The organism is Ottowia beijingensis (genome assembly GCF_013423955.1).
GTDB classification, from domain to species: Bacteria; Pseudomonadota; Gammaproteobacteria; order Burkholderiales; family Burkholderiaceae_C; genus Ottowia; species Ottowia beijingensis.
This window is the reverse complement of the sequence record NZ_JACCKX010000001.1, coordinates 3,145,917-3,169,211: the sequence shown is the minus strand read 5'-3', so window position 1 is coordinate 3,169,211 and position 23,295 is coordinate 3,145,917. Positions and strand designations below refer to the sequence as shown.

Below are 23,295 nucleotides of genomic sequence, written 5' to 3'. Positions count from 1 at the left end.
TCCCCACCATGCCTGCCCTGCCCGCCTCGCTGCGCGCGCCTCGCTGCGCCGCCGCATGGCCTGCTGGCTGTACGAGGGCACGCTGATGTTCGGCGTGGTGGTGCTGCCGGGCCTGGTCTTCGGCATCCTGACCAACACGCGCCACGCGTTGGACAACCGCCATGCGCTGCAGTTGCTGCTGTTCGCCGTGCTGGCGCTGTACTTCGGCTATTTCTGGGTCAAGGGCCAGACGCTGCCGATGAAGACCTGGCACATCCGCGTCGTCGACCGGCAGGGCCAGCCGCTGCGCTGGCCGCGCGCGCTGCTCCGGTATCTGCTGGCCTGGGTGTGGTTTCTGCCCCCGCTGGCCGCCATGGCGCCGTTCAAGCTGTCGGGCGGCGAGGTGACGGTGCTGATGGGGGCTGGATCGTGGTGTGGGCGCTGCTGAGCCGCTTTCAGCGCGGGCAGCAGTTCTGGCACGACGTGTGGGCCGGCACCCGGCTGATCGACGTGCAGCCCGACCTGTCGCGCCGCCGCGTGTGAGCGCAAGCGCCGCCGCCCCCACATCCGTCATGCCCGTGCCCGACAATCGCCGCATGAATCCGCCCTCGCCACCGACCGCCTCCACCGCGCCGGACCCCGTCAACCCGCAGAAGGCACGCACCGGCCTGTCGCGCGTGTGGCACGCCACGGGCTACTCCATCGAGGGCTGCGCGCCGGCTGGGGCGAGACCGCCTTCCGGCAGGAGGCCATTGCCGCCTTCGTGCTGCTGCCGGCGGCGTTCTGGATCGGCCGCAGCTGGATGGAGACGGCGCTGCTGGCCGGCTCGGTGCTGTTCGTGATGATCGTCGAGCTGCTCAACACCGGCATCGAGACCGCCATCGACCGCATCGGCCCGGAATGGCACGATTTGTCCAAGCGCGCCAAGGACATGGGCTCTGCCGCCGTGCTGCTCAGCCTGGTGCTGGCGGGCGGCATCTGGCTGTCGGCGCTCTACACGCATTTTTCGCCTGATGAACGCTCCTGCCTTTTCGATCTGCGTCTACTGCGGCTCGCGCCCCGGTGTTGACGAGCGCTTCGCGCACACCGCCGCCGAGGTCGGCCACTGGATCGGCGCGCGCGGCGGCCAGCTGGTGTATGGCGGCGGCCGCAGCGGGCTCATGGGCGTGGTGGCCGATGCCACGCTGGCCGCGGGCGGCCGTGTCGTCGGCGTGATTCCGCGCACGCTGGTGGAGCGCGAGCATGCGCACCGTGGCTGCACCGAGCTGCACGTGGTCGAGACCATGCACGAGCGCAAGCGCATCATGGCCGAGCGCGCCGACGCCTTCCTGGCGCTGCCGGGCGGCATCGGCACCTTCGAGGAATTCTTCGAGACCTGGACCTGGCGCCAGCTCGGTTACCACAACAAGCCGCTCGGCCTGCTGAATCAGCACGGCTACTACGAGGCCATGCTGCGCTTCATCGACCACTGCGTGGCCAGCGGCTTCATGGATGGCAGCCAGATGCAACTGATGAACGCCGACGACGACTGGCAGCGCCTGCTGGAAACACTGGTGGAGTCGGCCGGGTTCCCGCTGCCGACGCAGGTGCACGCCATCTGAGGCGGCCACGAAAAAGCCGCGCGGCCTGAACGGCACACGCGGCTTCGGCGGTCAGGGCTCGGCGAGCGAACCCGGCAACCGTACGACTTACCAGCGGTACTTGTTGCTGCTTTCCCAGTTGCTCACCTGCTTCTCGGCTTCGTCACGGGCGATGCCGTAGCGCTCCTGCATCTTGCCGACCATCTGGTCGCGCTTGCCGGCAATCACGTCCAGATCGTCGTCCGTCAGCTTGCCCCACTGCTCTTTCACTTTGCCCTTGAACTGCTTCCAGTTGCCGGCGATGGTGTCTTCGTTCATGGTGAATCTCCTGTGATGTTTCACAAACGCCCTTCATGGGGTCATGAAGTAGTGTTGAAGCGTTTGCGATGGGTTCATCGTATGAAGAGATCGGCGCGCGCGCAGTAGGTGCCGGCGGCGCCTGTGCGTCAGTTCAGAACTACTCTGATGTGTGTCGTGCGACATAGTCGCCACACGACGGGCCAGCACCGCAGGCCTCAGTCCTCGGGCAGAAACAGCGCCTGCAGATCGCTCAGGAAATCGAAGCCGCGCGCGGTGGGCCGCAGCACCGCACCATCCTGTTCCAGCCAGCCGCTCTGCTCTGCTTTTGCAGCGCTTCGCGCACGCTGCTGGGCGGCAGGCCGGTTCTGTCGAAGTAATCCTGCAGCGTGAAGCCATCCTTCAGCCGCAGCGCGTTCAGCATGTATTCGAACGGCAGCTCGCGCCGGGCCACCTCGTGCGCCTGCGCCACGGCGTCGCCGGCCAGGGCGCGCTCCATGTACAGCTCGGGCTGGCGGTGCCGCACCTGCCGCACGATGCGGTGCGGAAAGCTCAGCTTGCCGTGCGCGCCCGCGCCGATGCCCAGGTAGTCGCCGAACTGCCAGTAGTTCTGGTTGTGCACGCAGCGGTGGCCGGCGCGCGCGTAGGCCGAGACTTCGTAGCGCTCCAGCCCGGCCTGCGCCGTGGCTTCGGTGATGTGGTCGAGCATGTCCCACGCCACGTCCTCGTCCGGCACGCGCGGCGGAAACTTGGCGAACACCGTGTTCGGCTCGATCGTCAGGTGGTAGACCGACAGGTGCGGCGGGTTGAAGGCCAGCGCCGTGGCCAGATCGTGCTGCAGATCGGCCAGCGACTGGCCGGGCAGCGCGTACATCAGGTCGAGGTTGAAGGTGTCGAAGGCGCGCGCGGCCTCTTCCACCGCGGCGCGGGCCTGCGCGCCGTCGTGCACGCGGCCGATGGCCTGCAGGTGCCGGTCGTTGAAGCTCTGCACGCCGATCGACAGGCGCGTGACGCCGGCGGCGCGAAAGGCGGCGAAGCGCTCGCGCTCGAAGGTGCCCGGGTTGGCCTCCAGCGTGATCTCGCAGGCCGGCTCCAGCGGCAGGCGGGCGCGCACGCCGGCGATCAGGCGGTCGATCTGCGCCGGCTCGAACAGGCTGGGCGTGCCGCCGCCGATGAACACGCTGTAGATGGGGCGGCCCCAGATGAGCGGCAGGCCGGCTTCCAGATCGGCCATCAGCGCATCGACGTAGCGCGCCTGCTGCGCGGCGGCGTCGGTGCCCTCGCGCCGCTCGTGCGAGTTGAAATCGCAGTAGGGGCACTTGCGGATGCACCACGGCAGGTGCACGTACAGCGACAGCGGCGGCAGCGCTGGCAGTTGCAGCGTGCCGGGACGCAAGTAGTGCGAGACGTCGTTCATCGGCGAGGGGCGCAACAGTTCACTTCAATAATCAGAGCTGCTTGCGCACGCTGCATAAGGATTTCATTTAGAAACATATCTGAAATCCTTGACTGGCAGGCGCAAGCAGCTATGAATATTGAATCCTCCGTTACGCCAGCCAGTGCGCACGCATCAACTCCACCATGCGCGCTGCGGCGCGGCCGCGGTGGCTGTGGGCGTTCTTCATGGCGGGCGGCAGCTCGGCAAAGGTCTGGCCGAACTCAGAGATGAACATCACCGGATCGAAGCCGAAGCCGCCCGTGCCGCGCCGCTCGCGCGTGATCTCGCCCACCACGCGGCCGACGGCGATCAGCGGCTCGGGGTCGTCGGCACTGCGCAGCGCCACCAGCGTGCTGACCATGGCGGCGCGGCGGTTGTCGACATCGCGCATCTGCTCTAGCAGCGCACGCACGTTGTTGTCGTCGCTCTTTTCGTAGCCGAACTGCGTGGCGTAGAAGGCCGTGTCGACGCCCGGCAGGCCGCCGAAGGCATCGACGCACAGGCCGGCGTCGTCGGCCAGCGCGGGCAGGCCGCTCATCAAGGATGCGTGGCGCGCCTTGGCCAGCGCGTTCTCGACGAAAGTGCGGAACGGCTCCTCAGCCTCGCCGATGCCCAGGTCGGCCTGGCGCACCAGATCCATGCCCAGCGGTGCCAGCATGGCCTGCAGCTCGGCCAGCTTGCCGGCGTTGTTGGATGCCAGAACGATTTTCATGCCAAATCAGGCTGCAGCGCTTTTCAGACAAGCGCAAGCAGCTCTTGTTTTGCAGTGCCTTGGACTGCATCGCGATCAGCTCGCCAATGCCCTTTTCGGCCAGGCGCAGCAGCTGATCCATCTCGGCACGCGAGAAGGCCACGCCCTCGGCCGTGCCCTGCACCTCGACGTAATGGCCGGCGCCGGTCATCACCACGTTCATGTCGGTGTCGCACGACGAGTCCTGTGCGTAGTCCAGATCGAGCACGGGCGTGCCGCCGACGATGCCCACCGAGATGGCCGCCACCGGGTGCAGGATGGGCGATTCGCTGATCGCGCCGCGCGCCAGCAGCCAGCTCACCGCGTCGTGCGCGGCCACGTAGGCGCCGGTGATGGCGGCGGTGCGCGTGCCACCGTCGGCCTGGATCACGTCGCAGTCGAGGTGGATGGTGCGCTCGCCCAGCTTGGCCAGGTCGAACACGGCGCGCAGGCTGCGGCCGATGAGGCGCTGGATCTCCTGCGTGCGGCCGCTCTGCTTGCCGCGCGCGGCCTCGCGGTCGCCGCGCGTGTGCGTGGCACGCGGCAGCATGCCGTATTCGGCCGTCACCCAGCCCTCGCCACTGCCGCGCTTGTGCGGCGGCACGCGCTCCTCGACGGAAGCGGTGCACAGCACCTTGGTCTGCCCGAACTCGATCAGCACCGAGCCTTCGGCATGCACGGTGTAGCCGCGCGTGATGGTGACGGGGCGCAGCGCATCGGGCGCGCGGTCGGTACGGGTGGAAGCGATGGAGTCAGTGGTCATGTTCGTGTCGAATTCAAAAGGCCGCGGAGCAGGCCATGCCAGGATCGCCGTGGACGGACCTGCGCCGGCCACTGGCGATGTCCCCCTCGCGCAGCAGAGGGGAAGCGGCGTCAGCCGCTTCAGGGGGTGTGATTTTTCGTTCTCTGGATCGCCTCATTGATCTCGGCGATCGAGCGCTCGATGGCCTCTTCGTCCATCTCGTCCATCAGCGGGTCCAGCCCGGCCTGGATGGTGGAGGCGAACACATCGTCGCTCATCAGCTCGGTCTCGGTGAAGCCGCTGTGCTGGAAGCCCGAATCGGCCGGCGTCTCCCATTCGAAGGCCAGCACCGTGACGTTGTCGGAATGCTCGCCGGCGGCCTGCAGCGCCATCTCCACCACCGCCGGTACGGCATCGGCCACGGGGCTGGCAGACAGCACGCTGACGATCTGCTCGTCCGTCAGGCTGCCCCACAGGCCGTCGGAGCACAGCAGCACCTTGTCGCCCTCGGCCAGGCGCAGCGGGCCGGCGACGTCGAACATGGGCCGCACCGTGGAGCCCAGGCAAGTGAACAGCACGTTGCGGTTGATGCCCTCCAGCGAGGCACCGGCCTTGGCCTGCGCCTCGCTGTACGAATGGTCGCGCGTGCGCGTGAGCAGCGCACCGTCGCGCACCACGTACAGGCGCGAATCGCCACAGTGCACCCAGTGCAGCTCGCCCGACTGCACCAGCCCGGCCACCAGCGTGGTGCGCGGCGTGTCGAGCAAGCCGCGTTCGCTGGCGTAGCGGATGATCTGGTGGTGGGCCGCCATCAGCCCCGTGGCCAGAAAGGTGGATGGCGTGGGCAGCTTGGGCTTGGCCTGGCGCTGGAAGGTGGCCGACATGGACTGCAGGGCAATCTGCGCTGCCACCTCGCCGTCCGGGTGCCCGCCCATGCCGTCGGCCAGCACGAACAGGCCGGCGTCGCGGGTGTAGCAGTAACCCATGCGGTCTTCGTTCTTCTCACGGCCGCCCAAGCGGCTGAGCTGAAATACCGAGAATTTCATTGAAACTGGGATGGAATGGCCGGGGCTCGCCGTCACGACGGGCGGGTGCGGCGCGGCTGATGGGGGATCGCGTCAACTCTTGCCGAAGCGCGTGGCGCGCTTGAGGTTCTTCTTGGTGTCGGTCACCATGTTGTCGAACTGCAGGCGCACCTTCTCGCCCACGCTGAGTTTGGTGTACTGGCGCTCGCCCTCGCGGCTCAGCTCCTTCTGCAGCGCGAACACCGACTGCGGGCGCGACAGCGGATCGAGCGACATGCACCACTCGACCACCTCGATCAGGTTGTCGGAATACACGCCGCGCATGCGCGTGAGCGACAGCGCCAGGCGGTCTTTTTCGAGCCGCTGCGGCGCATCGTTGGGCGGGTAGCCCTGCATGCACGAATAGATGCAGGCGCCAATGGCGTAGATGTCGGTCCACGGGCCCATGGTGGAGTCGCGGCGGTACATCTCGGGCGCGGCAAAGCCGGGCGTGTACATGGGGCGGGTGAAGTTGCCTTCCTTGTTCAGCACCTCGCGCGCGGCGCCGAAGTCGATCATCACCGCCTTGTTGTCGTCGGTGATGAAGATGTTGGCCGGCTTCAGGTCCAGGTGCAGCATCTTGTGCTGGTGCACGATGCGCAGCCCGCGCAGGATCTCGTCGAACAGCGAGCGGATGGTGGACTCGCGGAACACCTTCTGCTTCTTCAGGTCGCGCGCGGTGACGATGAAGTCCTGCAGGGTCGCGCCCTCCAGGTAGTTCATCACCATGTACACGGTTTCGTTCTGGCGGAAGAAGTTCAGCACGCTCACCACCGAGGGGTGGGAGATCTGCGCCAGCGAACGGCCTTCCTCGAAGAAGCTTTTCAGGCCCAGGCGGTACAGCGACAGCTTCTCGGGCGCCACGTGCGGCACCAGTTCGCCCTGGTCGCGCACCGTCAGCGCCGAGGGCAGGTATTCCTTGATGGCGACCTGCTGGCCTTCCTTGTCGACCGCCAGATAGACCACGCCGAAACCGCCGGCCGAGATGCGACGCACCACGCGATACCCGCCGATCACCGTGTCGGCCGGCAGGGGTGCGGGTTTCTGCTTTGACATAATTTGTGCTGTCTGTCGGCCCGGCCAAAACGGCTGCGTCCCGATCAGACAAGGCCATGATAAAGACCGTTTCGCACCGGGAAAAGTAACATGTCAGTTTACAGTATGACCGGTTATGCCAGCGGTCAGCAGACCGCCCACGGCAGCACCGAAGACGCCCCGGCGTGGAAGAATGCGCAGCCCCGCGTGGGCTTGGAACTGCGCTCGGTCAACAGCCGTTTTCTGGACCTCGGCTTTCGCCTGTCGGACGAATTGCGCCAGCACGAGCCCGCGTTGCGCGAGTTGCTGGGCCAGCGCCTGAAACGCGGCAAGGTCGAGCTGCGCGCCTACCTGCAAGGCCGCGACGCCGGCACCCTGGCCGACCCACCCCGCGAGTGCTGCAGCGCCTGGCCTCGGTGCAGGACCAGGTGCGCGTGTGGCTGCCGGATGCCGCGCCGCTGTCGGTGGCCGACGCGCTGCGCGCGGCCAGCAGCGCCGAACCGGCCGACGACGAAGGCACCGCCAAGGCGCTGATGGAACTGGCGCAGACCGTGCTGGACGATTTCGTCGCCGCGCGTGCGCGCGAAGGTGCGCGCCTGGCCAAGCTGATCCGCGAGCGCGTGGCACAGCTGCGCGAACTGGCGCGCGCCGCCGAGCCGCTGGTGCCGCAGGCGGTGCAGGCGCAGAAAGAGCGCTTCATCGCGCGCTGGCACGAGGCGCTGGCCAGCGGCGACGGCCAGGTCGGCCCCGAGGCCGCGCAGGAGCGCGCCCTGGCCGAGGCCACGGCCTTCGCCATCCGCATCGACGTGGCCGAGGAACTGGGCCGGCTGGCGGCGCACCTCGATGAGATCGAGGCCGTGCTGAAGAAAGGCGGCGAGGTCGGCAAGCGGCTGGACTTCCTGATCCAGGAACTGCACCGCGAGGCGAACACGCTGGGCAGCAAATCCGCCGCGCTGGAGCTGACGCGCGTCTCGGTCGACATGAAGGTGCTGATCGAGCAGATGCGCGAGCAGGTGCAGAACATCGAGTGAGCGGTCAGCCTCGTTGAAAACGAGGGAGTATGTGTTTGCAGCGACCATATGGCGGGCGCTGGCGGCTGACATATCAGGGAGTATCTATCCCCATCGGCCTGTGGGAGCGGCCTTGGCCGCGATGGCGGCGCCGCGCCCTCATCCACCGCTGCATCGCGGGCAAGCCCGCTTCCACACACAGCGCGCAAGCCTGCGCCAACAAAATCAAAGGGAGTATATGTTTCAAGCGCCCAGTGAGCGGGCGCTAGCGTCTGTCACAGCAGGGAGTATCTAACGCCATCACCCTGTGGGAGCAGCCTTGGCCGCGATGGCAGCGCCCGCGCCTGCCCCAGTCACCCGCCACGGCCAACAGCGCCGCCCAACACCCCTCAGCGCGGCAACAACCCCGCCGCCGCCGCCGTGCCCTGCACGCTGCGCGCGAACTGCGCGTAGCCCTTGGCATTGGCGTGCACCTGGTCGGAACGCAGCTCGGCCTGCGCCAGCACCTCGCCCCAGCCTTCGCGCTGCAGCGGAATGTTCAGGTCCTTCGCGACCTCGGCGTACAGCGCGTGGTCGGTCATCTGGCCCAGCGCGGCGGCCACGGTGGCGCGCGGCACGGCCACCAGCAACACCTGCGCACCTGATTCGAGCGCCAGCTTGCAGGCCGCATGCACGTTGGCGCGCGTGTCGCTCTCGGGCAGCTTGCGCAGGAAGTCGTTGCCGCCGATGCTGACGATGACCAGCTTCGGGCGGTGCTCGGCCAGCAGCGCCGGCAGCCGCGCCAGCGCCTGCGCGCTGGTGTCGCCCGGCACGCCGGCGTTGACGACGTTCCAGCCCGTCAGTTCGGCCAGCACCGTGGGGTAGCTGGCCTCGGCCGAGGCGCCGGTGCCGTAGGTCAGCGAATCGCCCAGCGCCAGCACGGTGCTGCCGGCCGGCACGGGCTGCGCCTTGCCCTGGCTGCGGCCGCAGCCCGCCAGCGCGGTGCCCAGCAGCGCCGCCGCGCCCAGCGCCAGCGTGCGCGCCGCAAAGCCGCGCCGGGTGGTCTGCCCTGCCGCGCTCACACCGATTCGGCGCCGGCCAGCACCGCGCGGGCGCCGGTGCCCAGGCGCTCGGGCGAGGTGTATTCGCGCCGGTAGTCCTCGAACGGCACCTGGTCGCTGGCCTCGATGCGCTTCTGCTCGGCCACCGAGGCGGCGGCCAGCTGGTCGAAGCGCGCCTTCAGATCGGCGCTGTACGGCAGCGCCAGCAGCCGGGCGCGGGTGTCCAGCGAACGCGCGCTGACGAAGGCCGAGAAGCTGTCGGCATGCTCGGCGCGCATGGCGCTCAGCACGCGGGCCGAGGGCAGCGTGTGCGGCGCGGCCAGCGCCGCGCGGGCGGCGGCCAGGGCGTCGGCGTAGGCACGGCCGCCATCCTGTGCGTCCATGGCGGCGGCCACGGGTTCCAACTGCCCCACGATGTCGGCCGCCCAGTCGGCCAGGGTCACGGGCTGGCCCAGGCGCTGCAGCAGCAGGCCGGGCTCGCGCCGCGCGCGGCCGTGAGATGCTGGTTGTTCTTCACCGCCGCGATCTCGTCCGGCGAATCGGGTGGGCTGTCTTCCAGCAGGCAGTGCAGCAGGAACAGGTCGAGAAAGCGCGCCGTGTCGGCGTTGAGGCCGATGGGCTCGAACGGGTCCAGGTCCATCAGCCGCACTTCGACGTATTCGACACCGCGCTCGCGCAGCGCGTGCAGCGGGCGCTCGCCGGGGCGGATGACGCGCTTGGGCCGGATGGTGCCGTAGAACTCGTTCTCGATCTGCAGCAGCGTGGTGGCCAGCTGGTTGTAGTCGCCGCCGGGGTTCTGGATGCCCACCGCCTCATAGGCCGGGTACGGCTTGGTCAAGGCTTCTTCCAGCGAGGCGGCGTAGCTCTCCAGGCTGTTGTAGCTCACGGCCAGCTGGGCCTGCGCATCGCTCTGGTAGCCCAGGCGCCCCATGCGCAGTGAGGTGGCGTGCGGCAGCCCCATGGTGTTGGCGCCCATGGGCTGCAGTTCGTGGTCGCGCCCGGCGACGAAGCACGAACACACCGCCGGCGAGGCGCCGAACAGGTACAGCAGCACCACCGCGTTGCGGCGGAAGTTGCGGATCAGCGCGAAGTAGTTGTCGTTGCTCAAACCCGGCAGCGACCAGTTGTAGTGGATACCCGAGATGGTCTGCATGCGCCGGCCGTAGCGGTGGCCCAGCCCCATGCGGTACACGCTCTTGGCGCGGCCGACGTTGCTGCTGCCGTAGCGGCCCAGCGGAATGGTTTCGTCGGTCGGCAGGCCGCAGGGCATGCTGCTGACCCACAGCATCTCGTCGCCCAGCGCGGCCAGCCCCTGGTAGACCACCTGGTGGATCTGCGACAGCTCGGCCAGCGCGGCATCGACGTTGCCATGCACGCCCGTCACCAGTTCGAGCTGCGATTCGCTGAAATCGGTGGTGATGTGCGGGTGCGTCAGCGGCGAGCCCAGCGCGGCCGGGTGCGGCGTCAGCGCCAGCGTGCCGCCGGGCTGCGCGCGCAGGCTTTCCTTCTCGATGCCGCGGCGGATGCCACGCAGACGCTCGGGCGTCAGCGTGGCCAGCCGGTCGCTCAGCGTGCTCATGTTCTTGTTCCGTTCTTTCAGGCGGGGTGGCGAAGTTAGCACAGGCGCACAAGTCCCGCCTGACGCCGGGTCAGCGGCGCGCGGCCAGCGCCTGCCCCACCTCGTTGCGGCCCTGCTCGCCGCCGACCTGCGGCACGGTTTCGCCGCTGCGGTCGCGCACCTGCTCCAGCGCGGCCGCCAGGCGCTCGGGCGTGTCGGGGTCAGGCCCAGGTGCACGCCCTTGGTCAAGGTGACGTGCGCGGCCTCGTAGGTGCCGGCGCCGGCGGCAAAGATCATGCGGCTGGGCGCCTGCTCGCTCACCGCCACCAGCATGGCGGGCACCACGGCCTCGGGCTTCAGGGCCTCCAGCACTTCGGGCGGCAGCAGGCCTTCGGTCATGCGGGTGGCGGCGGTGGGCGCCAGGCAGTTGACGCGGATGTCGCTCTTGGCGCCTTCGATGCTCAATGTCTGCATCAGGCCCACCAGCGCCATCTTGGCGGCGCCGTAGTTGCTCTGGCCGAAGTTGCCGTACAGGCCGCTGGACGAGGTGGTCAGCACGATGCGGCCGTATTTCTGCTCGACCATGTGCGGCCAGGCGGCCTTGCACAGGTGCACGCCACCCATCAGGTGCACGTCCACCACCAGGCGGAAATCGGCCAGCTCCATCTTGCCGAAGCTCTTGTCGCGCAGGATGCCGGCGTTGTGCACCAGGATGTCGACGCGGCCCCAGGTGTCGATGGCCTGCTGCACCATGGCCTGCACGGCGTCGAAATCGGTCACCGAGGCGCCGTTGGCCATCGCCTCGCCGCCCTTGGCCTTGATCTCGTCGACCACCTTCTGCGCCGCGCTGGCGGAGCCGCCGCTGCCATCCACCGCGCCGCCCAGGTCGTTGACCACCACCTTGGCGCCGCGCTCGGCCAGCGCCAGCGCATGCAGGCGCCCCAGCCCGCCGCCGGCGCCGGTGACGATGGCCACGCGGCCGGTGAAATCGATCTTGTCCATGTGTGTTGCTCCTTGGCTTGCCTTTGACTGGCGCCGACTGTAATTCACCGCCGCCGCGCCCCTGTAGCGCAGCCGACAAACGCCGCCCCGGCTTGGCGCCAAAATGCCGCCCATGGAACTCAACCACGACATCATCGACACCCCGCCGCGCGACTCGGCCAGCGTGGTGATGCTGCGCGACAGCGCCGACGGGCTGCAGGTGCTGCTGATGCGCCGCCACACCGATTCGGCCGTGCTGGGCGGCGCCTACGTCTTCCCCGGCGGCAAGGTGGATGCAGCCGACAGCGCGCCCGAGATGCTGGCCCTGCTCGACCGCCCCATGGCCGAGCTGCACGCCCGCGTGGCCGAACCGGCGCTGACGCCCGAGCAGGCCGCCGCCTTCTACGTGGCCGCCGCGCGCGAGGCGGCCGAGGAATCGGGCCTGCTGTATCTGCAGGTTGGCGCCGCCGAGATCGCCGAGCACAGCGCCGCCACCTGCGAGCGCCTGCGCGCCGGCGAATCCTTCGCCGCCCTGCTGGCCGAGCACGGCGCGCGGCTCGACACCGACGCCCTCGCTCCCTGGGTGCGCTGGATCACGCCGCGCCGGCCCTCGGTGATGAACAAGCGTTTCGACACGCGCTTCTTCCTTGCCGCCGTGCCGCCCGCGCAGGAGGCCAGGCACGACGACTTCGAGGTGACCGAGGCGCGCTGGCTCACGCCCAGGCAGGCGCTGCAGCAATACCGCGCGCACGAGATCGACATGGCCCCGCCGCAAATCGTCAGCCTGCTGCACCTGATGCAGTACCGCGACGTGGCCCACGCCATGGCCGACGCGCGCAGCCGCACGCCGCCGCTGATCGAGCCCCAGCCCGCCGACACCGCCGAGACCCGCGTGCTGTGCTACCCGGGCGACGAAGCCCATTCGGTACCCGCCCGTGCCCTGCCAGAGCCCGTGCCCACGCGCGTGGTGTGGCGCAACAAGCGCTTCGAGCCGCCGCAGGGCTTTGGCCCTTATCTGGATTGAACTCAACAACCACCGGCTAAAGCCGGTGGGTTGACTGCCAGGCACTGAAAGTGCCCACCCACGCGTCGACTTCACAACGCGTCCTGTAGTCAAGGCTCTGCCCTGAAGTTGTCATTTGGGTTCGGCTCAAAGTGATGCTCCAGCTACCAAAAGCCTCGCGCGTCTGGCGTACCAACTCTTTAACCCTCAGTCCAATCTCCCCACGAAGCACCCTGTAGTGGGACTTCGTGACCCACACAAAGTGATATTCGATCTGGTAGACCGTGTGGCCGCCGCATCTGTAGTGCATCCCAACATCATCGAGCTAAAGCTGACCGGCTTAAAGCCGGTGGTTTCAACCTTGTGATGGAAAATGAAGCCCGCGAAGCTCGCCCATCGCCACCCCTTTGTGGTAGCGGGCTTGCCCGCGATAGGACTTCACGCGCCGTCGATGCGCCCCATCGCGGGCAAGCCCGCTCCCACACCCACTCCACACCCCGCCGCTGTGCGCCGCCCCTGACATGGAAATCCCCGACTTCACCCCCACCGACATCGTCACCGATGAACTGGCGCTGCTGAACCGGCTGGTGCCGCTGCACGAGCAACGCATCATCGAAATCGGCTGCGGCGCCGCCTACCTGTCGCGCAAGCTGCTCACCGCCTACCCCGCCTGCACCGTCACCGGGCTGGAGGTGGATGAAGCGCAGCACGCCAAGAACCTGGCCGCGCCACCCGTGCCGGGCCTCACTTTCATCGCCGCCGGCGCGCAGGCCATCCCGTTCGACGACGCGGCCTTCGACCTGGCGATCATGCTCAAGTCGCTGCACCACGTGCCGCTGGACGGGATGGACCAGGGCCTGGCCGAGGCGCGCCGAGTGCTCAAGCCCGGCGGCCACCTGTACGTGTCCGAGCCGGTGTTCACCGGCCCCATGAACGAGATCGTGCGCCTGTTCAACGATGAGCAGGCGGTGCGCCACGCCGCCTACCAGGCCGTGCAGCGCGCCGTGGCCAGCGGTGGCTGGCGCGCCGTGGTGGAGCACCACTTCAACGTGCCCGTGCGTTACGCCGACTTCGAGGATTTCGAGCGCCGCATGACCGACGTGACCTACGCCGACCGCCGCTTCAGCCCCGCCATGCGCGAGCGCGTGCGCGAACGCTTCGAGGCGCTCAAGCCACCGCCGGGCGAGCCCTTCATCCGCCCCATGCGCGTCAATTTGCTTCAAAAACATAGCTTCCTGCGCTTGCTGGACAAGCACCAGAGGCCAAAAACACTTGAAAAACACCGGAGACACCATGCACCCCATCACCCGCCGCCAGGCCCTGGGCGACCTGCTGCGCCGCACCGCCATCCGCCTGCCGAACAAGCTGGCCATCCATTGCGGCGACACGCGCTGGACCTATGCCGAGTTCGACGCCCTCGTCACCCGCCTGGCCGCCGGACTGGCGCAGCGCGGCATCGCCCATGGCGACAAGGTGGCCGTGCTGGCGCGCAACTCGCACGGCTTTGCCGCCATGCGCTTTGCGCTGGCGCGGCTGGGCGCGGTGCTGGTGCCCATCAACTTCATGCTGAAGGCCGACGAGGTGGCCTACATCCTGCGCCACGCCGGCGCCCGCACGCTGGCCACCGACAGCGGCCTGGCCGAGCTGGCGCGCGCCGCGGCCAAGCTGGACACGCATGTGCAGGACTTCATCTGGCTGCCCAGCGAAGACCCGAGCGAGCCGGTGGAAGGCATGGCCAGCTTTCACGACCTGGCGGCCTGCACCGCGCCGCTGCCCGACACGCCGCTGCAAAGCACCGACCTGCTGCAGATCGTCTACACCAGCGGCACCGAGTCGAGCCCGAAAGGCGCCATGCTGACGCACGACGCCGTGCTGTGGCAGTACGTCAGCTGCTGCATCAACGCTGAGGTCGCCGAAAAAGACGTGGCCCTGCACGCGCTGCCGCTGTACCACTGCGCGCAGCTCGACGTGTTCTTCGGCCCCGCCATCTACATCGGCAGCGAGAACCACATCACCGCCAAACCCACGCCCGACAACCTGCTGGCCATGATGGCGGCGCACGGCATCACCAGCTTCTTCGCCCCGCCCACGGTGTGGATCGCCCTGCTGCGCTCGCCGCTGTTCGACCAGACCGATCTGTCGAAGCTGGCCAAGGGCTACTACGGCGCCTCCATCATGCCGGTGGAGGTGATGAAGGAGATCGCCCGCCGCCTGCCGAATGTGCGCCTGTGGAACCTGTACGGCCAGACCGAAATCGCCCCGCTGGCGACGATGCTCGGCCCCGAGGATCAGCTGCGCAAACCCGGCTCGGCCGGCCGCGCGGTCATCAACGTCGAGACGCGCGTGGTCGACGACCAGATGCGCGACGTGGCCGTGGGCGAAGTCGGCGAGATCGTGCACCGCTCGCCGCACCTGATGCAGGGCTACTTCCACGACGACGAGCGGACGAAGGCCGCCTTCGAGGGCGACTGGTTCCACTCGGGCGACCTCGGCACCATCGACGACGAGGGCTACATCAGCGTGGTCGACCGCAAGAAGGACATGATCAAGTCCGGCGGCGAGAACGTCGCCAGCCGCGAGGTCGAGGAAATGATCTACCGCCTGCCCCAGGTCAGCGAAGTCGCGGTGATCGGCCTGCCCGATCCGAAGTGGGTGGAGGCGGTGACGGCGGTGATCGTGGTCAAGCAGGGGCAGGACTTGACTGAAGCGCAGGTCATCGAGCACTGCAACGCGCACATGGCGCATTTCAAGAGCCCGAAGCGCGTGGTGTTTGTCGATGCGCTGCCGAAAAATCCGAGTGGGAAGCTGTTGAAGCGGGAGTTGCGGAAAACGATTGGGGTGGATTGAGGCGCGGAGATTTTCATCCGACCTATTTATCCTCCATTTACACTTTTATTCACCACGGAAAATGTTCAAAATAATTAAAATTATTTCTTTATCACTTACTCTGGGCGCAAGCATTCCTGAAGGATACTGCTCGGTGCCTGACGAAATTCAATTACAGTGGCCACGAGTTCCTAGTCCGTACTACTCAGTTTCACAGAACGGCCAGACATTTGGCATCTTGCGGCAAGGAGGCGGAAAAACATTTGTCAGATTTCAAGATCAAACTGTGGAGCTACCAGCAATCCCCGAAGCCGAGACGAGTAATGCCCACCCAGCTCAAGATTGGGAGCACGTACATATCAATCCAGATGGGAAATACATCATAAACATAATTAAGGGTGAGCTTGTTATTCGCAACCTTCCAACAGGAGAAACCATATGGCGCGGAGTGCTTGAGGGCATTGAACGTCCATCCTATGGAATTGCTTACAGCTTCGATTCCGCAGCCAAGCAGTTTTTATTGGTTCTCGGCCACAGATTGTTTAAATTCAAGATTGACAACAATGGGATGGCAAAAAGTCGAGTGACACGCCGATCTCTTTCGTCCCTGAAGGGCACAGCAAATGGGGCAACTTCGTTCATTCGGCAACGTTTTCCGCGGATGGCCGATTTTTGTTCATCGGCAACATGGATGGAGAAGTTCTCTCCATACGTTTAGACAGTGAGCCACCAACATTGCAATGGCGAGTACCGGTCTTCGGCCAAATCAAGGCTGGCGGTTTTGACGACGAGGCCAGTCGCTACGTTAAAAATCTTGCTTGTGCAGACAGTTGCGGTACCCTGTTGGCAACCGCCACCAGAGGGCATCAAGTGGCTCTACTTGATGCTGCAACGGGAAAAATAATCACCAAGAAAAGTGGCAATGAAAGATATCGTGTATTTAGCGTTGGCCAAGGGCATTTTTTATGTCAGTTATTAGCGCCGATCGTCGTACAGAAACACGCACCATTGCTGACTCAGCGTTTCGTCCCGTGATGCCCATACCCCTTAGCAGCATGAGCGATGCTGTGATTTTTGGCTTTAAAGATGGTTTCGCTTCGATCGCAAAAGTGGCAAAACAAGAAAAGCAGTCAATACGGTTTACATACGTAGCGGAGCTGCTGGACAAGCATAGACAGAGGTTGGCAGCACAGCAACGTCTCCAAGCCCAATTGCCAGATTTTCGCCGCAAGCTACGTAGCGGCGATGACAGCCATTGTGGTCTTGTCATCGAGCGCAAAGGTAATATCGCCCTAGTCGAAACCATCATCGGGCAAAAATGGCTGAAAATTTCCCAGCTTCATCAACCCGGTGCCAGATCTTGCACCTTCTTCAATAACGTGCTGCAAGACTGATGGGAGGAATCGAGAGGCCGGGAATTGGCACAGGGAAATCGGAGCGAAATCGGGGTCAGGGGAAATCGGAGGGAAATCGGAGGGAAATCGGAGGGAAATCGGGGTCAGAGCCTGAGGTTTCCCCACAACTTTCGCTAGGGAATCGGGGTCAGATCACGATTACGCCGCCGCCCGCTCCAGCTTGAAGTCCACGTGGACCGTCGCGAACGGGCAGATCACGCCGCCGCCTTCGGTGCGCTCCAGCAGGCCAAGGTCGGCCAGCACCACCACGTCGTCGTGCACACGACGCACGTCGCGCGCCACCAGCCGCGCCAGTTCGCGCACCGGCAGCACCCCCGGCCCTGCGCCGCGCGCACCAGTTCCCAGCGCTTTTCGGTGAGCTGGCCGAAGAACTGCGCCGGGCTCTCGAAGTTCAGCACTTCGCCGGCATAACGCCCGCGCGTTGCCGCCTTGCCGGCGGCGCGCAGGCCGGCGCGCCAGTCGGGCGTCTGTGTGATGGTCAATGTCCGTTCGGTCATGTCTTTCTCCTTGCGTCGATGGCGGCAATGAAGTCTTCCACCAGTTGCCCAGGCCCTTTGAACGTGTAGTCCGCCTCGTGCCCGTCGATGTGGCAATGGTCGCCCTTGCCGCGCTCGTTGTCGAAGCCGATCACCCGCTTGCCGCCCACCACGTAGGCCGCCCGGTACTTGTAGCCGTGCGTTGATGGCGGCACCGGCGAGGGCACCTTCCAGACGATCAGCTCGATCACGTCTCCTCTGGGGTGACATCCTTGAAGTGGGTGATCAGCTGGGCGCGCATGTTGTCAATTCTGACAACAAACCACAGTTGATGTCAATCGCGACAACGGCCACCCACGAGGCAACTTTTGATTGGTATTGATCGAGGGATGGGGAAAACTTTGGGGCCATCAGGGTCAGCAAGACCTTGTCCGCGCCACCGCCTCGGCTGGCCGATACGAGGCGCTGTTTTTGTGGGAGCGGGCTTGCCCGCGATGGGGCGCATCGCCCAAAAGTAACGCCCATCGCGGGCAAGCCCGCTCCCACAACCCGGTGTGCCGCGTGCGCCAGTCAGGGGGCGAAGCGAAGTCGTGTTTCACTTCAGGCACAGAGCGCCACCGGTGCCAAGACGGTTGGGGCGCTCTAAATTCGTGGAGCAGGCAGCGCAGCCATCGCGGCCAAGGCCGCTCCTAAACATCCGAATTACCCCGCAACATGCCATGGCGGCAGGCTCAATGCGCCGGCGCCCGCGTACCACCGCCGCGCAGCTTCTTGATCAGCGTGACCACGCCCACCACGATGGCGCCGGTGACGATGCCGACGACGGCGTTGGCCAGCATGCCGACCAGCCAGCCCAGGCCGCCGGCGGCAGCGCTCCATTGCTCGATGAGCGCGTAGAGCGGCCCGATGCCGTGGGCGATGATGCCGCCACCCACCAAAAACATGGCCGCCGTGCCGGCCACCGACAGGAACTTCATCAGCCACGGCGCCAGCCACAAAATGCCGCGGCCGATGGCCTGGGCGGCGCTGCTGGCCTTCTGGCTCAGCCACAGCCCCAGGTCGTCCAGCTTGACGATGCCGCCGACCAGGCCGTAGACGCCCACGGTCATCAGCAGGGCGATGCCGACCAGCACGGCCAGCTGGGTCCAGAAGTCCTGCCCGGCCACGGTGCCCAGGGTGATGGCGATGATCTCGGCCGAGAGGATGAAGTCGGTGCGGATGGCGCCCTTGACCTTGTCCTTTCCATCTGCGCCATGTCCACGCCGGGGTCGGCCAGCGCGGCTTCGAGTTCGGCCCGGTGTGTGGCGGCCTCTTCCTTGTGCAGGACCTTGTGCGCCACTTTCTCGAAGCCCTCGAACGCCAGGAAGGCGCCGCCCACCATGAGCAGCGGCGTGACCAGCCAGGGCATGAAGGCGCTGATGGCCAGCGCGGCGGGCACCAGGATGGCCTTGTTGAGCATCGAGCCCTTGGCCACCTGCCATACCACCGGGATTTCGCGGTTGGCCGACACGCCGGTGACCTGCTGCGCGTTCAGCGCCAGGTCGTCGCCCAGCACGCCGGCGGTTTTCTGCGCCGATACCTTGGTGAGCACGGCCACGTCGTCGGCCATGGCCGCGCTTTTGCGCGCGGCCATCTTGGACATGACGGCCACGTCGTCGAGCACGGCGGCGATGTCGTCGAGCAGCAGAAGCAGGCTGGAGGCCACGGTGAATTTCCTTCAGGTAGAACGGTTGTTGATATTTTTCAAGCCTTTTCGGGCTGCAGCGCTGTACTGGCCGGCGCCGGCAGCTCCTGAATTCGAAGCACCCAGGCGCTGATGGCGTCCGGGTCGTTCACGGCGCGCAGGGCGTCGAAGGCCTGCTGGGCCTCGGGGTAGGCCACGCGCAGGTAGTTCAGCCACTGCTTCAGGCGCCCGGCGCGGTGGCGGCGCTCGACGCGGCCGCACACGTCAGCCCAGAAGTCGGCCAGCAGGGGCACGACGCGGCGCCATGGTAGGGCCGCCACGGCGGCGTCGCTGTAGGACGCCGTCATCTCGCGCGGCGCCGCAGCGGGCTGGCCGGCAGCGCGGATGGCCAGCGCCAGGCCGGGGCGGCGCACCATGCCGCGGCCCAGCATCAGGGTGCTGCAGCCGGTCACCTGGCGGCAGCGTTCGGCGTCGTCGGCGCTCCAGATCTCGCCGTTGGCGATGACGGGCAGGCGCACGGCCTCGCGCACGGCGGCGATCGACTCCCAGTAGGCCGGTGGCCGGTAGCCGTGCGCCTTGGTGCGCGCGTGCACGGCCAGCTCGCTGGCGCCGGCGCTGTCGATGGCGTGGGCGCAGTCGAGCAGGCGGGCGTCGTCGGCATTGCCCAGGCGCATCTTGGCCGAGACGGCGATGGGCGCCGGCACGGCGCGGCGCACGGCGGCGACGATGGCGTGGATCAGCTCCGGCTCGTCCAGCAGCACGGCGCCGCCGCGGTGGCGGTTCACGGTCTTGGCCGGGCAGCCGAAGTTCAGGTCGATGCCGGCCGGGGCCAGCTCGGCCAGGCGCGCGGCGTTCTCGGCCAGGCACACCGGGTCGCTGCCCAGCAGTTGCGGGCGCACCGGCACGCCAGCCGGTGCGGCTGCCGTGCTTCAGCTCGGGCACCACGCGCACGAAGCTGCGCGAGGGCAGCAACTGGTCGGTGATGCGGATGAACTCCGACACGCAACGGTCGACCCCGCCCACGCGCGTGAGGATGTCGCGCAGGCCGTGGTCGAGCAGGCCTTCCATCGGGGCGAGCACCAGGGTCGGGGTCAAGGGGTCTTTCGGTCCAAATAGGCCCGTCGCCGGGCGGTGGCAGGGGCCGATTGTCGCTGCGCCGCGGGCGATCCGCGTTAGGATCAAGTGTTCAGGGGCCGCAGGCCCCGTGTGATTTTTCCAACGGAGTTCTCCATGCGCTTCGATATCCACAAGGCTCCGCGCTGGCTGGCGTGCCTGTCGCTGTGCCTGGCCGCGCAGGCCTGGGCGCAGCAGCCGGCCGCGCCGGTTGCCGCACCGGCCCCTGCCCCCGCCCCGGCCGCCATGCCGCAGCCCACGGGCGATGCGCGCGAAGGCACCTTCAAGGCCGTGCAGGGCGAGGTCACCGTGGTGCGCGGCAACGCCCGCAGCGCCGCCGTGGTGGGCGCCGGCGTGCAGACCACCGACCGCATCGTCACCGGGCCGAAGAGCGCCGCCTCGCTGACGCTGAAGGACGGCACCGTGCTGGCCGTGGGCCCCGACAGCGTGATGGACCTGTCCGAATTCGCCTTCAACAGCACCACGCAGGAAGGCAGCATGCTGGTCAATTTGGTGCGCGGCAGCCTGCGCATGGCCACGGGGCTGATCGCCAAGCTGAAGCCCGAGCAGGTGAAGGTGACCACGCCCACCACCGTGATCGGCGTGCGCGGCACCGATTTCATCGTGGAGGAAAACCCATGAGCCGGCGCCTGATCGCCCTGCTGGCACCCGCGCTGCTGGCGCTGGCCGCCTGCGCGCCGGCCACGCGCGTGGTGCTGCTGCCGCAGGAAGGCGTGCCGACCGCAGCCGTGACCGTGCAGGCCCGGCAAGGCCAGGTGGTGCTGGCCCAGCCCTATGCCGTGGCCGAGGTGGCTTCCAGCGGCAGCGTCGACACCGCGCAGACCGATGCGCAGCAGGTTGAAAAGCGCTACGGCCAACTGCTGTCGGTGCAGCCAGCGGCCGAGCAGCGCTTCACGCTGCTGTTCATGCCGGGCGGCGCGCAACTCACGCCCGAATCCAGCGCCGAGCTGGCCGACGTGCTGGCGCGCGCCACCGAGCGGCCGGGCGGCGAGGTCATCATCATCGGCCACACCGACCGCGTGGGCAGCGTCGAATCGAACGACACGCTGTCGCTGCAGCGCGCGCAGGCGGTGCGCCAGCTCGTCATCGATCGTGGCTTCGACCCGAACCGGGTGGAGGCCGTGGGCCGCGGCGAGCGCGAGCCGGTGGTGCAAACCGCCGACGAAGTCGAGGAACCGAAGAACCGCCGTGCCGAAATCGTTGTGCGGTGATCGTTGGCGGCGGCGGCTGGGCGCACTGCTGGGCGCGCTGCTGCTGGCCGGCGCCGCGCAGGCCGCCAGGCCGTTCGAGGACAGCATGGCCCAGCGCACGCTGGCCTGCACCGCCTGCCATGGCGAGCAGGGCCGCGCCGGGCCTGATGGCTATTACCCGCGCCTGGCCGGCAAGCCGGCGGGCTACCTGTACAACCAGCTGCTCAACTTCCGCGACGGCCGGCGCCATTACGGCCTGATGACGCGCATGGTCGACGTGCTGAGCGACGAGTACCTGATGGACATCGCGCGCCACTTCGCCGCCATGCAGGCGCCCTACCCGCCGCCCGCGCCGCTGGCCAGCCCGCCGCCGCCCGCCGTGCTGGCGCGCGGGCGCGATCTGGCGCTGAACGGCGATGCCGCCCAGCGCCTGCCGGCCTGCGTCCAGTGCCATGGCCCGGCGCTGATGGGCGCCCTGCCCGACACGCCCGGCCTGCTGGCCTGCCGGCGGACTATCTGATGGCGCAGCTGGGCGGCTGGCGCACCGGGCAGCGCCGCGCGCACGCGCCCGACTGCATGGCCAGCATCGTGCAGCGCCTGTCCGATCGCGACGCCTACGCCGTCGTCAGCTGGCTGGCCAGCCAGCCGGTGCCGGCCGATGCGCGCCCCGCCGCCGCTCGCGGCGCCCTGCCCGGCGACGCCGCCGACCTGAAGTGCGGCACCGCGCCCGCGCCGGGAGCCGCGCGTTGAGGCTGCTTCGCCGCGCCCTGCTTGCGCTGGTGCTGCTGGCGGGGTTGGCCACGGGCGTGCTCTGGCACCTGAACTACAACGACGGCGTGGACATCGACGCCGCCGAGCCCATGGCCGCCGATGCCGCGGTGCTGGCGCGCGGCGCCTACCTGGCGCGCGCCGGCAATTGCCTGGCCTGCCACACCGCGCGTGGCGGCGTTCCAGCGGCCGGCGGCAAGCCCATCGCCACGCCCTTCGGCACGCTGTACGCCGGCAATCTGACGCCCGACCCCGACACCGGCATCGGCCGCTGGAGCGCCGCCGCCTTCTGGCGCGCGCTGCACCATGGCCGCTCGGCCGACGGGCGGCTGCTGTACCCGGCCTTCCCGTACACCCACACCACGCTGCTCACGCGCGCCGACAGCGATGCGCTGTTCGCCTACTTCCGCAGCCTGCCGTCGACGCGCACGCAGGTGCCGGCGCACGAACTGCGCTGGCCCTACAGCACGCAGGCGGCGCTGGCGGTGTGGCGGGCGCTGTACTTCCGCCCCGGCGATGCGCCGGCCGACAACGTGCACGCCGATCCGCAGCGCCGCGGCGCCTACCTGGTGCACGCCGTGGCCCACTGCTCGGCCTGTCATGCGCCGCGCGACCGCCTGGGCGGCGCCGACTGGCAGCGGCTGGACGGCGGCCTGATGCCGGCCCAAGGCTGGTATGCGCCCTCGCTCACCGCGCCGCACGAGGCCGGCCTGGGCCAGTGGCCGGTGGAGGACATCGTGCAACTGCTCAAGACCGGCCACTCGGCCCGCGGCCACGCCAGCGGGCCGATGGCGGAAGTGGTGTTCCACGGCACGCAGTACCTGAACGACGCCGACCTGCAGGCCATGGCCGGCTACCTGAAAGCACTGTCGCCGGCCCCATCGGCCCCCGCTGCCGCGCCCGCCGCCACGCCCACGCGCCTGGCCCAGGCGGGCGAAAAGCTGTACGGCCAGCACTGCGCCAGCTGCCATGGCGAACAGGGCGAGGGCGTGCCCGGCGCCTACCCGGCGCTGGCCGGCAACCGCGCCGTCACCATGCCGCACACGCAGAACCTGCTGCAGGTGATGCTGCACGGCGGCTTCGGCCCGGCCACGGCGGGGCGCCCGCGCCCCTATGGCATGCCGCCGTTCACGCTGACGCTGAACGACACCGAGATCGCCGCCGTCATCAGCCACATCCGCAACGCCTGGGGCCAGCACGCGCCCGAGGTGACGCCGCTGGAAGTGCTGCAGATGCGCCAGGCCAGCAGCAGCAGCCTGCGGCCCTGAGCGCCTGCACCGGCACCCATACCCCCGCCCCCACCCGACGACCGGCGGCGCGCGGCGCCCCGGCGGTCACGCGCTGC

The 23,295-nt window shown here is 67.9% G+C and carries 17 protein-coding genes and 12 pseudogenes; 14 read left to right on the top strand and 15 right to left on the bottom strand.

Annotated elements, in window-relative coordinates; all coding sequences use genetic code 11:
• The first annotated feature begins 55 nt into the window (after positions 1-55).
• The 3 genes and pseudogenes from H0I39_RS15770 (at position 56) to H0I39_RS15760 (ending at position 1,580) form a co-directional block, all read left to right on the top strand.
• Positions 56-522 (top strand): annotated as a pseudogene (locus H0I39_RS15770) (RDD family protein).
• Positions 523-575: 53 nt separating this feature from the next.
• Positions 576-1,048: pseudogene (locus H0I39_RS15765) on the top strand (diacylglycerol kinase).
• Positions 993-1,580: an LOG family protein gene (locus H0I39_RS15760; RefSeq protein ID WP_180551119.1), complete on the top strand. Its 588-nt coding sequence runs from the start codon at positions 993-995 to the stop codon at positions 1,578-1,580. The pseudogene H0I39_RS15765 and the gene H0I39_RS15760 overlap by 56 nt, the downstream one beginning before the upstream one ends.
• A gap of 87 nt (positions 1,581-1,667) precedes the next feature.
• Here the strand turns inward: H0I39_RS15760 and H0I39_RS15755 are convergent, their stop codons facing one another.
• From H0I39_RS15755 to H0I39_RS15730, 6 genes and pseudogenes are all read right to left on the bottom strand, one after another.
• Entirely contained in the window at positions 1,668-1,877 is a 210-nt protein-coding gene (locus H0I39_RS15755; RefSeq protein WP_180551118.1) for a CsbD family protein, read from the bottom strand.
• 197 nt (positions 1,878-2,074) lie between these two features.
• Positions 2,075-3,273, bottom strand: a pseudogene (hemW, locus tag H0I39_RS15750) (radical SAM family heme chaperone HemW).
• Positions 3,274-3,403: 130 nt separating this feature from the next.
• A complete protein-coding gene (gene rdgB, locus H0I39_RS15745; protein ID WP_180551117.1) occupies positions 3,404-4,006 on the bottom strand; it encodes an RdgB/HAM1 family non-canonical purine NTP pyrophosphatase in 603 nt (200 codons plus the stop codon).
• A gap of 52 nt (positions 4,007-4,058) precedes the next feature.
• Positions 4,059-4,787 (bottom strand): annotated as a pseudogene (gene rph, locus H0I39_RS15740) (ribonuclease PH); the annotation flags it as partial.
• Between the two features lie 119 nt (positions 4,788-4,906).
• Entirely contained in the window at positions 4,907-5,812 is a 906-nt protein-coding gene (locus H0I39_RS15735) for a PP2C family protein-serine/threonine phosphatase (protein ID WP_180551115.1), read from the bottom strand.
• A 72-nt stretch (positions 5,813-5,884) separates the two neighbouring features.
• Positions 5,885-6,886: a serine/threonine protein kinase gene (locus tag H0I39_RS15730; protein WP_180551114.1), complete on the bottom strand. Its 1,002-nt coding sequence runs from the start codon at positions 6,884-6,886 to the stop codon at positions 5,885-5,887.
• Between the two features lie 90 nt (positions 6,887-6,976).
• On the opposite strand from H0I39_RS15730, the pseudogene H0I39_RS15725 reads away from it, so the two are divergent.
• A pseudogene (locus H0I39_RS15725) lies at positions 6,977-7,896 on the top strand (YicC/YloC family endoribonuclease).
• Positions 7,897-8,264: 368 nt separating this feature from the next.
• On the opposite strand, the gene H0I39_RS15720 reads toward H0I39_RS15725, so the two are convergent.
• From H0I39_RS15720 to H0I39_RS15710, 3 genes and pseudogenes are all read right to left on the bottom strand, one after another.
• Positions 8,265-8,936, bottom strand: coding sequence for a GDSL-type esterase/lipase family protein (locus tag H0I39_RS15720; protein ID WP_180551113.1), 672 nt, complete (start codon positions 8,934-8,936; stop codon positions 8,265-8,267).
• A pseudogene (gshA, locus tag H0I39_RS15715) lies at positions 8,933-10,494 on the bottom strand (glutamate--cysteine ligase). Before gshA ends, H0I39_RS15720 begins: the two are co-directional and overlap by 4 nt.
• Positions 10,495-10,564: 70 nt before the next feature.
• A pseudogene (locus H0I39_RS15710) lies at positions 10,565-11,475 on the bottom strand (SDR family NAD(P)-dependent oxidoreductase).
• Between the two features lie 112 nt (positions 11,476-11,587).
• Between H0I39_RS15710 and H0I39_RS15705 the strand changes: the two are divergent.
• Positions 11,588-12,478 carry an NUDIX hydrolase gene (locus H0I39_RS15705; RefSeq protein WP_180551112.1) on the top strand — a complete coding sequence of 297 codons (891 nt, stop codon included), beginning with the start codon at positions 11,588-11,590 and terminating at the stop codon, positions 12,476-12,478.
• A gap of 148 nt (positions 12,479-12,626) precedes the next feature.
• Here H0I39_RS15705 and H0I39_RS15700 read toward each other — a convergent pair.
• A pseudogene (locus tag H0I39_RS15700) lies at positions 12,627-12,767 on the bottom strand (transposase); the annotation flags it as partial.
• A 211-nt stretch (positions 12,768-12,978) separates the two neighbouring features.
• Here H0I39_RS15700 and H0I39_RS22480 point away from each other — a divergent pair.
• From H0I39_RS22480 to H0I39_RS15675, 5 genes and pseudogenes are all read left to right on the top strand, one after another.
• Positions 12,979-13,362: pseudogene (locus H0I39_RS22480) on the top strand (class I SAM-dependent methyltransferase); the annotation flags it as partial.
• A gap of 388 nt (positions 13,363-13,750) precedes the next feature.
• Entirely contained in the window at positions 13,751-15,304 is a 1,554-nt protein-coding gene (locus H0I39_RS15690; RefSeq protein ID WP_180551111.1) for an acyl-CoA synthetase, read from the top strand.
• A 133-nt stretch (positions 15,305-15,437) separates the two neighbouring features.
• Positions 15,438-16,001, top strand: coding sequence for a hypothetical protein (locus H0I39_RS15685; protein WP_180551110.1), 564 nt, complete (start codon positions 15,438-15,440; stop codon positions 15,999-16,001).
• Positions 15,971-16,318, top strand: coding sequence for a hypothetical protein (locus tag H0I39_RS15680; protein ID WP_180551109.1), 348 nt, complete (start codon positions 15,971-15,973; stop codon positions 16,316-16,318). The genes H0I39_RS15685 and H0I39_RS15680 overlap by 31 nt, the downstream gene beginning before the upstream one ends.
• A gap of 20 nt (positions 16,319-16,338) precedes the next feature.
• Positions 16,339-16,677 (top strand): hypothetical protein, encoded by a 339-nt coding sequence (locus tag H0I39_RS15675; RefSeq protein ID WP_180551108.1) that lies wholly within the window; start codon positions 16,339-16,341, stop codon positions 16,675-16,677.
• A gap of 159 nt (positions 16,678-16,836) precedes the next feature.
• Here the strand turns inward: H0I39_RS15675 and H0I39_RS24645 are convergent, their stop codons facing one another.
• From H0I39_RS24645 to H0I39_RS15655, 5 genes and pseudogenes are all read right to left on the bottom strand, one after another.
• On the bottom strand, positions 16,837-16,941 hold the full coding sequence (locus H0I39_RS24645) for a hypothetical protein (protein ID WP_506329700.1): 105 nt from the start codon (positions 16,939-16,941) through the stop codon (positions 16,837-16,839).
• Positions 16,893-17,195, bottom strand: a complete 303-nt coding sequence (locus tag H0I39_RS15670) for an HVO_A0114 family putative DNA-binding protein (protein WP_257645829.1) — start codon at positions 17,193-17,195, stop codon at positions 16,893-16,895. The genes H0I39_RS24645 and H0I39_RS15670 overlap by 49 nt, the downstream gene beginning before the upstream one ends.
• A complete protein-coding gene (locus tag H0I39_RS15665) occupies positions 17,192-17,425 on the bottom strand; it encodes a toxin-antitoxin system TumE family protein (RefSeq protein ID WP_308645871.1) in 234 nt (77 codons plus the stop codon). Before H0I39_RS15665 ends, H0I39_RS15670 begins: the two co-directional genes overlap by 4 nt.
• A 480-nt stretch (positions 17,426-17,905) precedes the next feature.
• A pseudogene (locus H0I39_RS15660) lies at positions 17,906-18,879 on the bottom strand (DUF808 domain-containing protein).
• A 38-nt stretch (positions 18,880-18,917) separates the two neighbouring features.
• Positions 18,918-19,926, bottom strand: a pseudogene (locus tag H0I39_RS15655) (tRNA dihydrouridine synthase).
• 162 nt (positions 19,927-20,088) lie between these two features.
• On the opposite strand from H0I39_RS15655, the gene H0I39_RS15650 reads away from it, so the two are divergent.
• The 4 genes and pseudogenes from H0I39_RS15650 (at position 20,089) to H0I39_RS15635 (ending at position 23,218) form a co-directional block, all read left to right on the top strand.
• Positions 20,089-20,613, top strand: coding sequence for a FecR family protein (locus tag H0I39_RS15650; RefSeq protein WP_180551107.1), 525 nt, complete (start codon positions 20,089-20,091; stop codon positions 20,611-20,613).
• Positions 20,610-21,203, top strand: a complete 594-nt coding sequence (locus H0I39_RS15645) for an OmpA family protein (RefSeq protein ID WP_180551106.1) — start codon at positions 20,610-20,612, stop codon at positions 21,201-21,203. The genes H0I39_RS15650 and H0I39_RS15645 overlap by 4 nt, the downstream gene beginning before the upstream one ends.
• An 85-nt stretch (positions 21,204-21,288) precedes the next feature.
• Positions 21,289-21,932 (top strand): annotated as a pseudogene (locus tag H0I39_RS15640) (c-type cytochrome).
• Complete coding sequence (locus H0I39_RS15635; RefSeq protein WP_180551105.1) at positions 21,929-23,218, top strand: c-type cytochrome; 1,290 nt, start codon at positions 21,929-21,931, stop codon at positions 23,216-23,218. The pseudogene H0I39_RS15640 and the gene H0I39_RS15635 overlap by 4 nt, the downstream one beginning before the upstream one ends.
• The last annotated feature ends 77 nt before the right edge of the window (positions 23,219-23,295 follow it).

Coding starts and splice junctions, on each gene's coding strand:
- H0I39_RS15760 (WP_180551119.1), top strand. CDS start 993: ATGAACGCTCCTGCCTTTTCGATCTGCGTCTACTGCGGCTCGCGCCCC.
- H0I39_RS15755 (WP_180551118.1), bottom strand. CDS start 1,877: ATGAACGAAGACACCATCGCCGGCAACTGGAAGCAGTTCAAGGGCAAA.
- rdgB (WP_180551117.1), bottom strand. CDS start 4,006: ATGAAAATCGTTCTGGCATCCAACAACGCCGGCAAGCTGGCCGAGCTG.
- H0I39_RS15735 (WP_180551115.1), bottom strand. CDS start 5,812: ATGAAATTCTCGGTATTTCAGCTCAGCCGCTTGGGCGGCCGTGAGAAG.
- H0I39_RS15730 (WP_180551114.1), bottom strand. CDS start 6,886: ATGTCAAAGCAGAAACCCGCACCCCTGCCGGCCGACACGGTGATCGGC.
- H0I39_RS15705 (WP_180551112.1), top strand. CDS start 11,588: ATGGAACTCAACCACGACATCATCGACACCCCGCCGCGCGACTCGGCC.
- H0I39_RS15690 (WP_180551111.1), top strand. CDS start 13,751: ATGCACCCCATCACCCGCCGCCAGGCCCTGGGCGACCTGCTGCGCCGC.
- H0I39_RS15680 (WP_180551109.1), top strand. CDS start 15,971: ATGGATGGAGAAGTTCTCTCCATACGTTTAGACAGTGAGCCACCAACA.
- H0I39_RS15675 (WP_180551108.1), top strand. CDS start 16,339: ATGAGCGATGCTGTGATTTTTGGCTTTAAAGATGGTTTCGCTTCGATC.
- H0I39_RS15670 (WP_257645829.1), bottom strand. CDS start 17,195: ATGACCGAACGGACATTGACCATCACACAGACGCCCGACTGGCGCGCC.
- H0I39_RS15650 (WP_180551107.1), top strand. CDS start 20,089: ATGCGCTTCGATATCCACAAGGCTCCGCGCTGGCTGGCGTGCCTGTCG.
- H0I39_RS15645 (WP_180551106.1), top strand. CDS start 20,610: ATGAGCCGGCGCCTGATCGCCCTGCTGGCACCCGCGCTGCTGGCGCTG.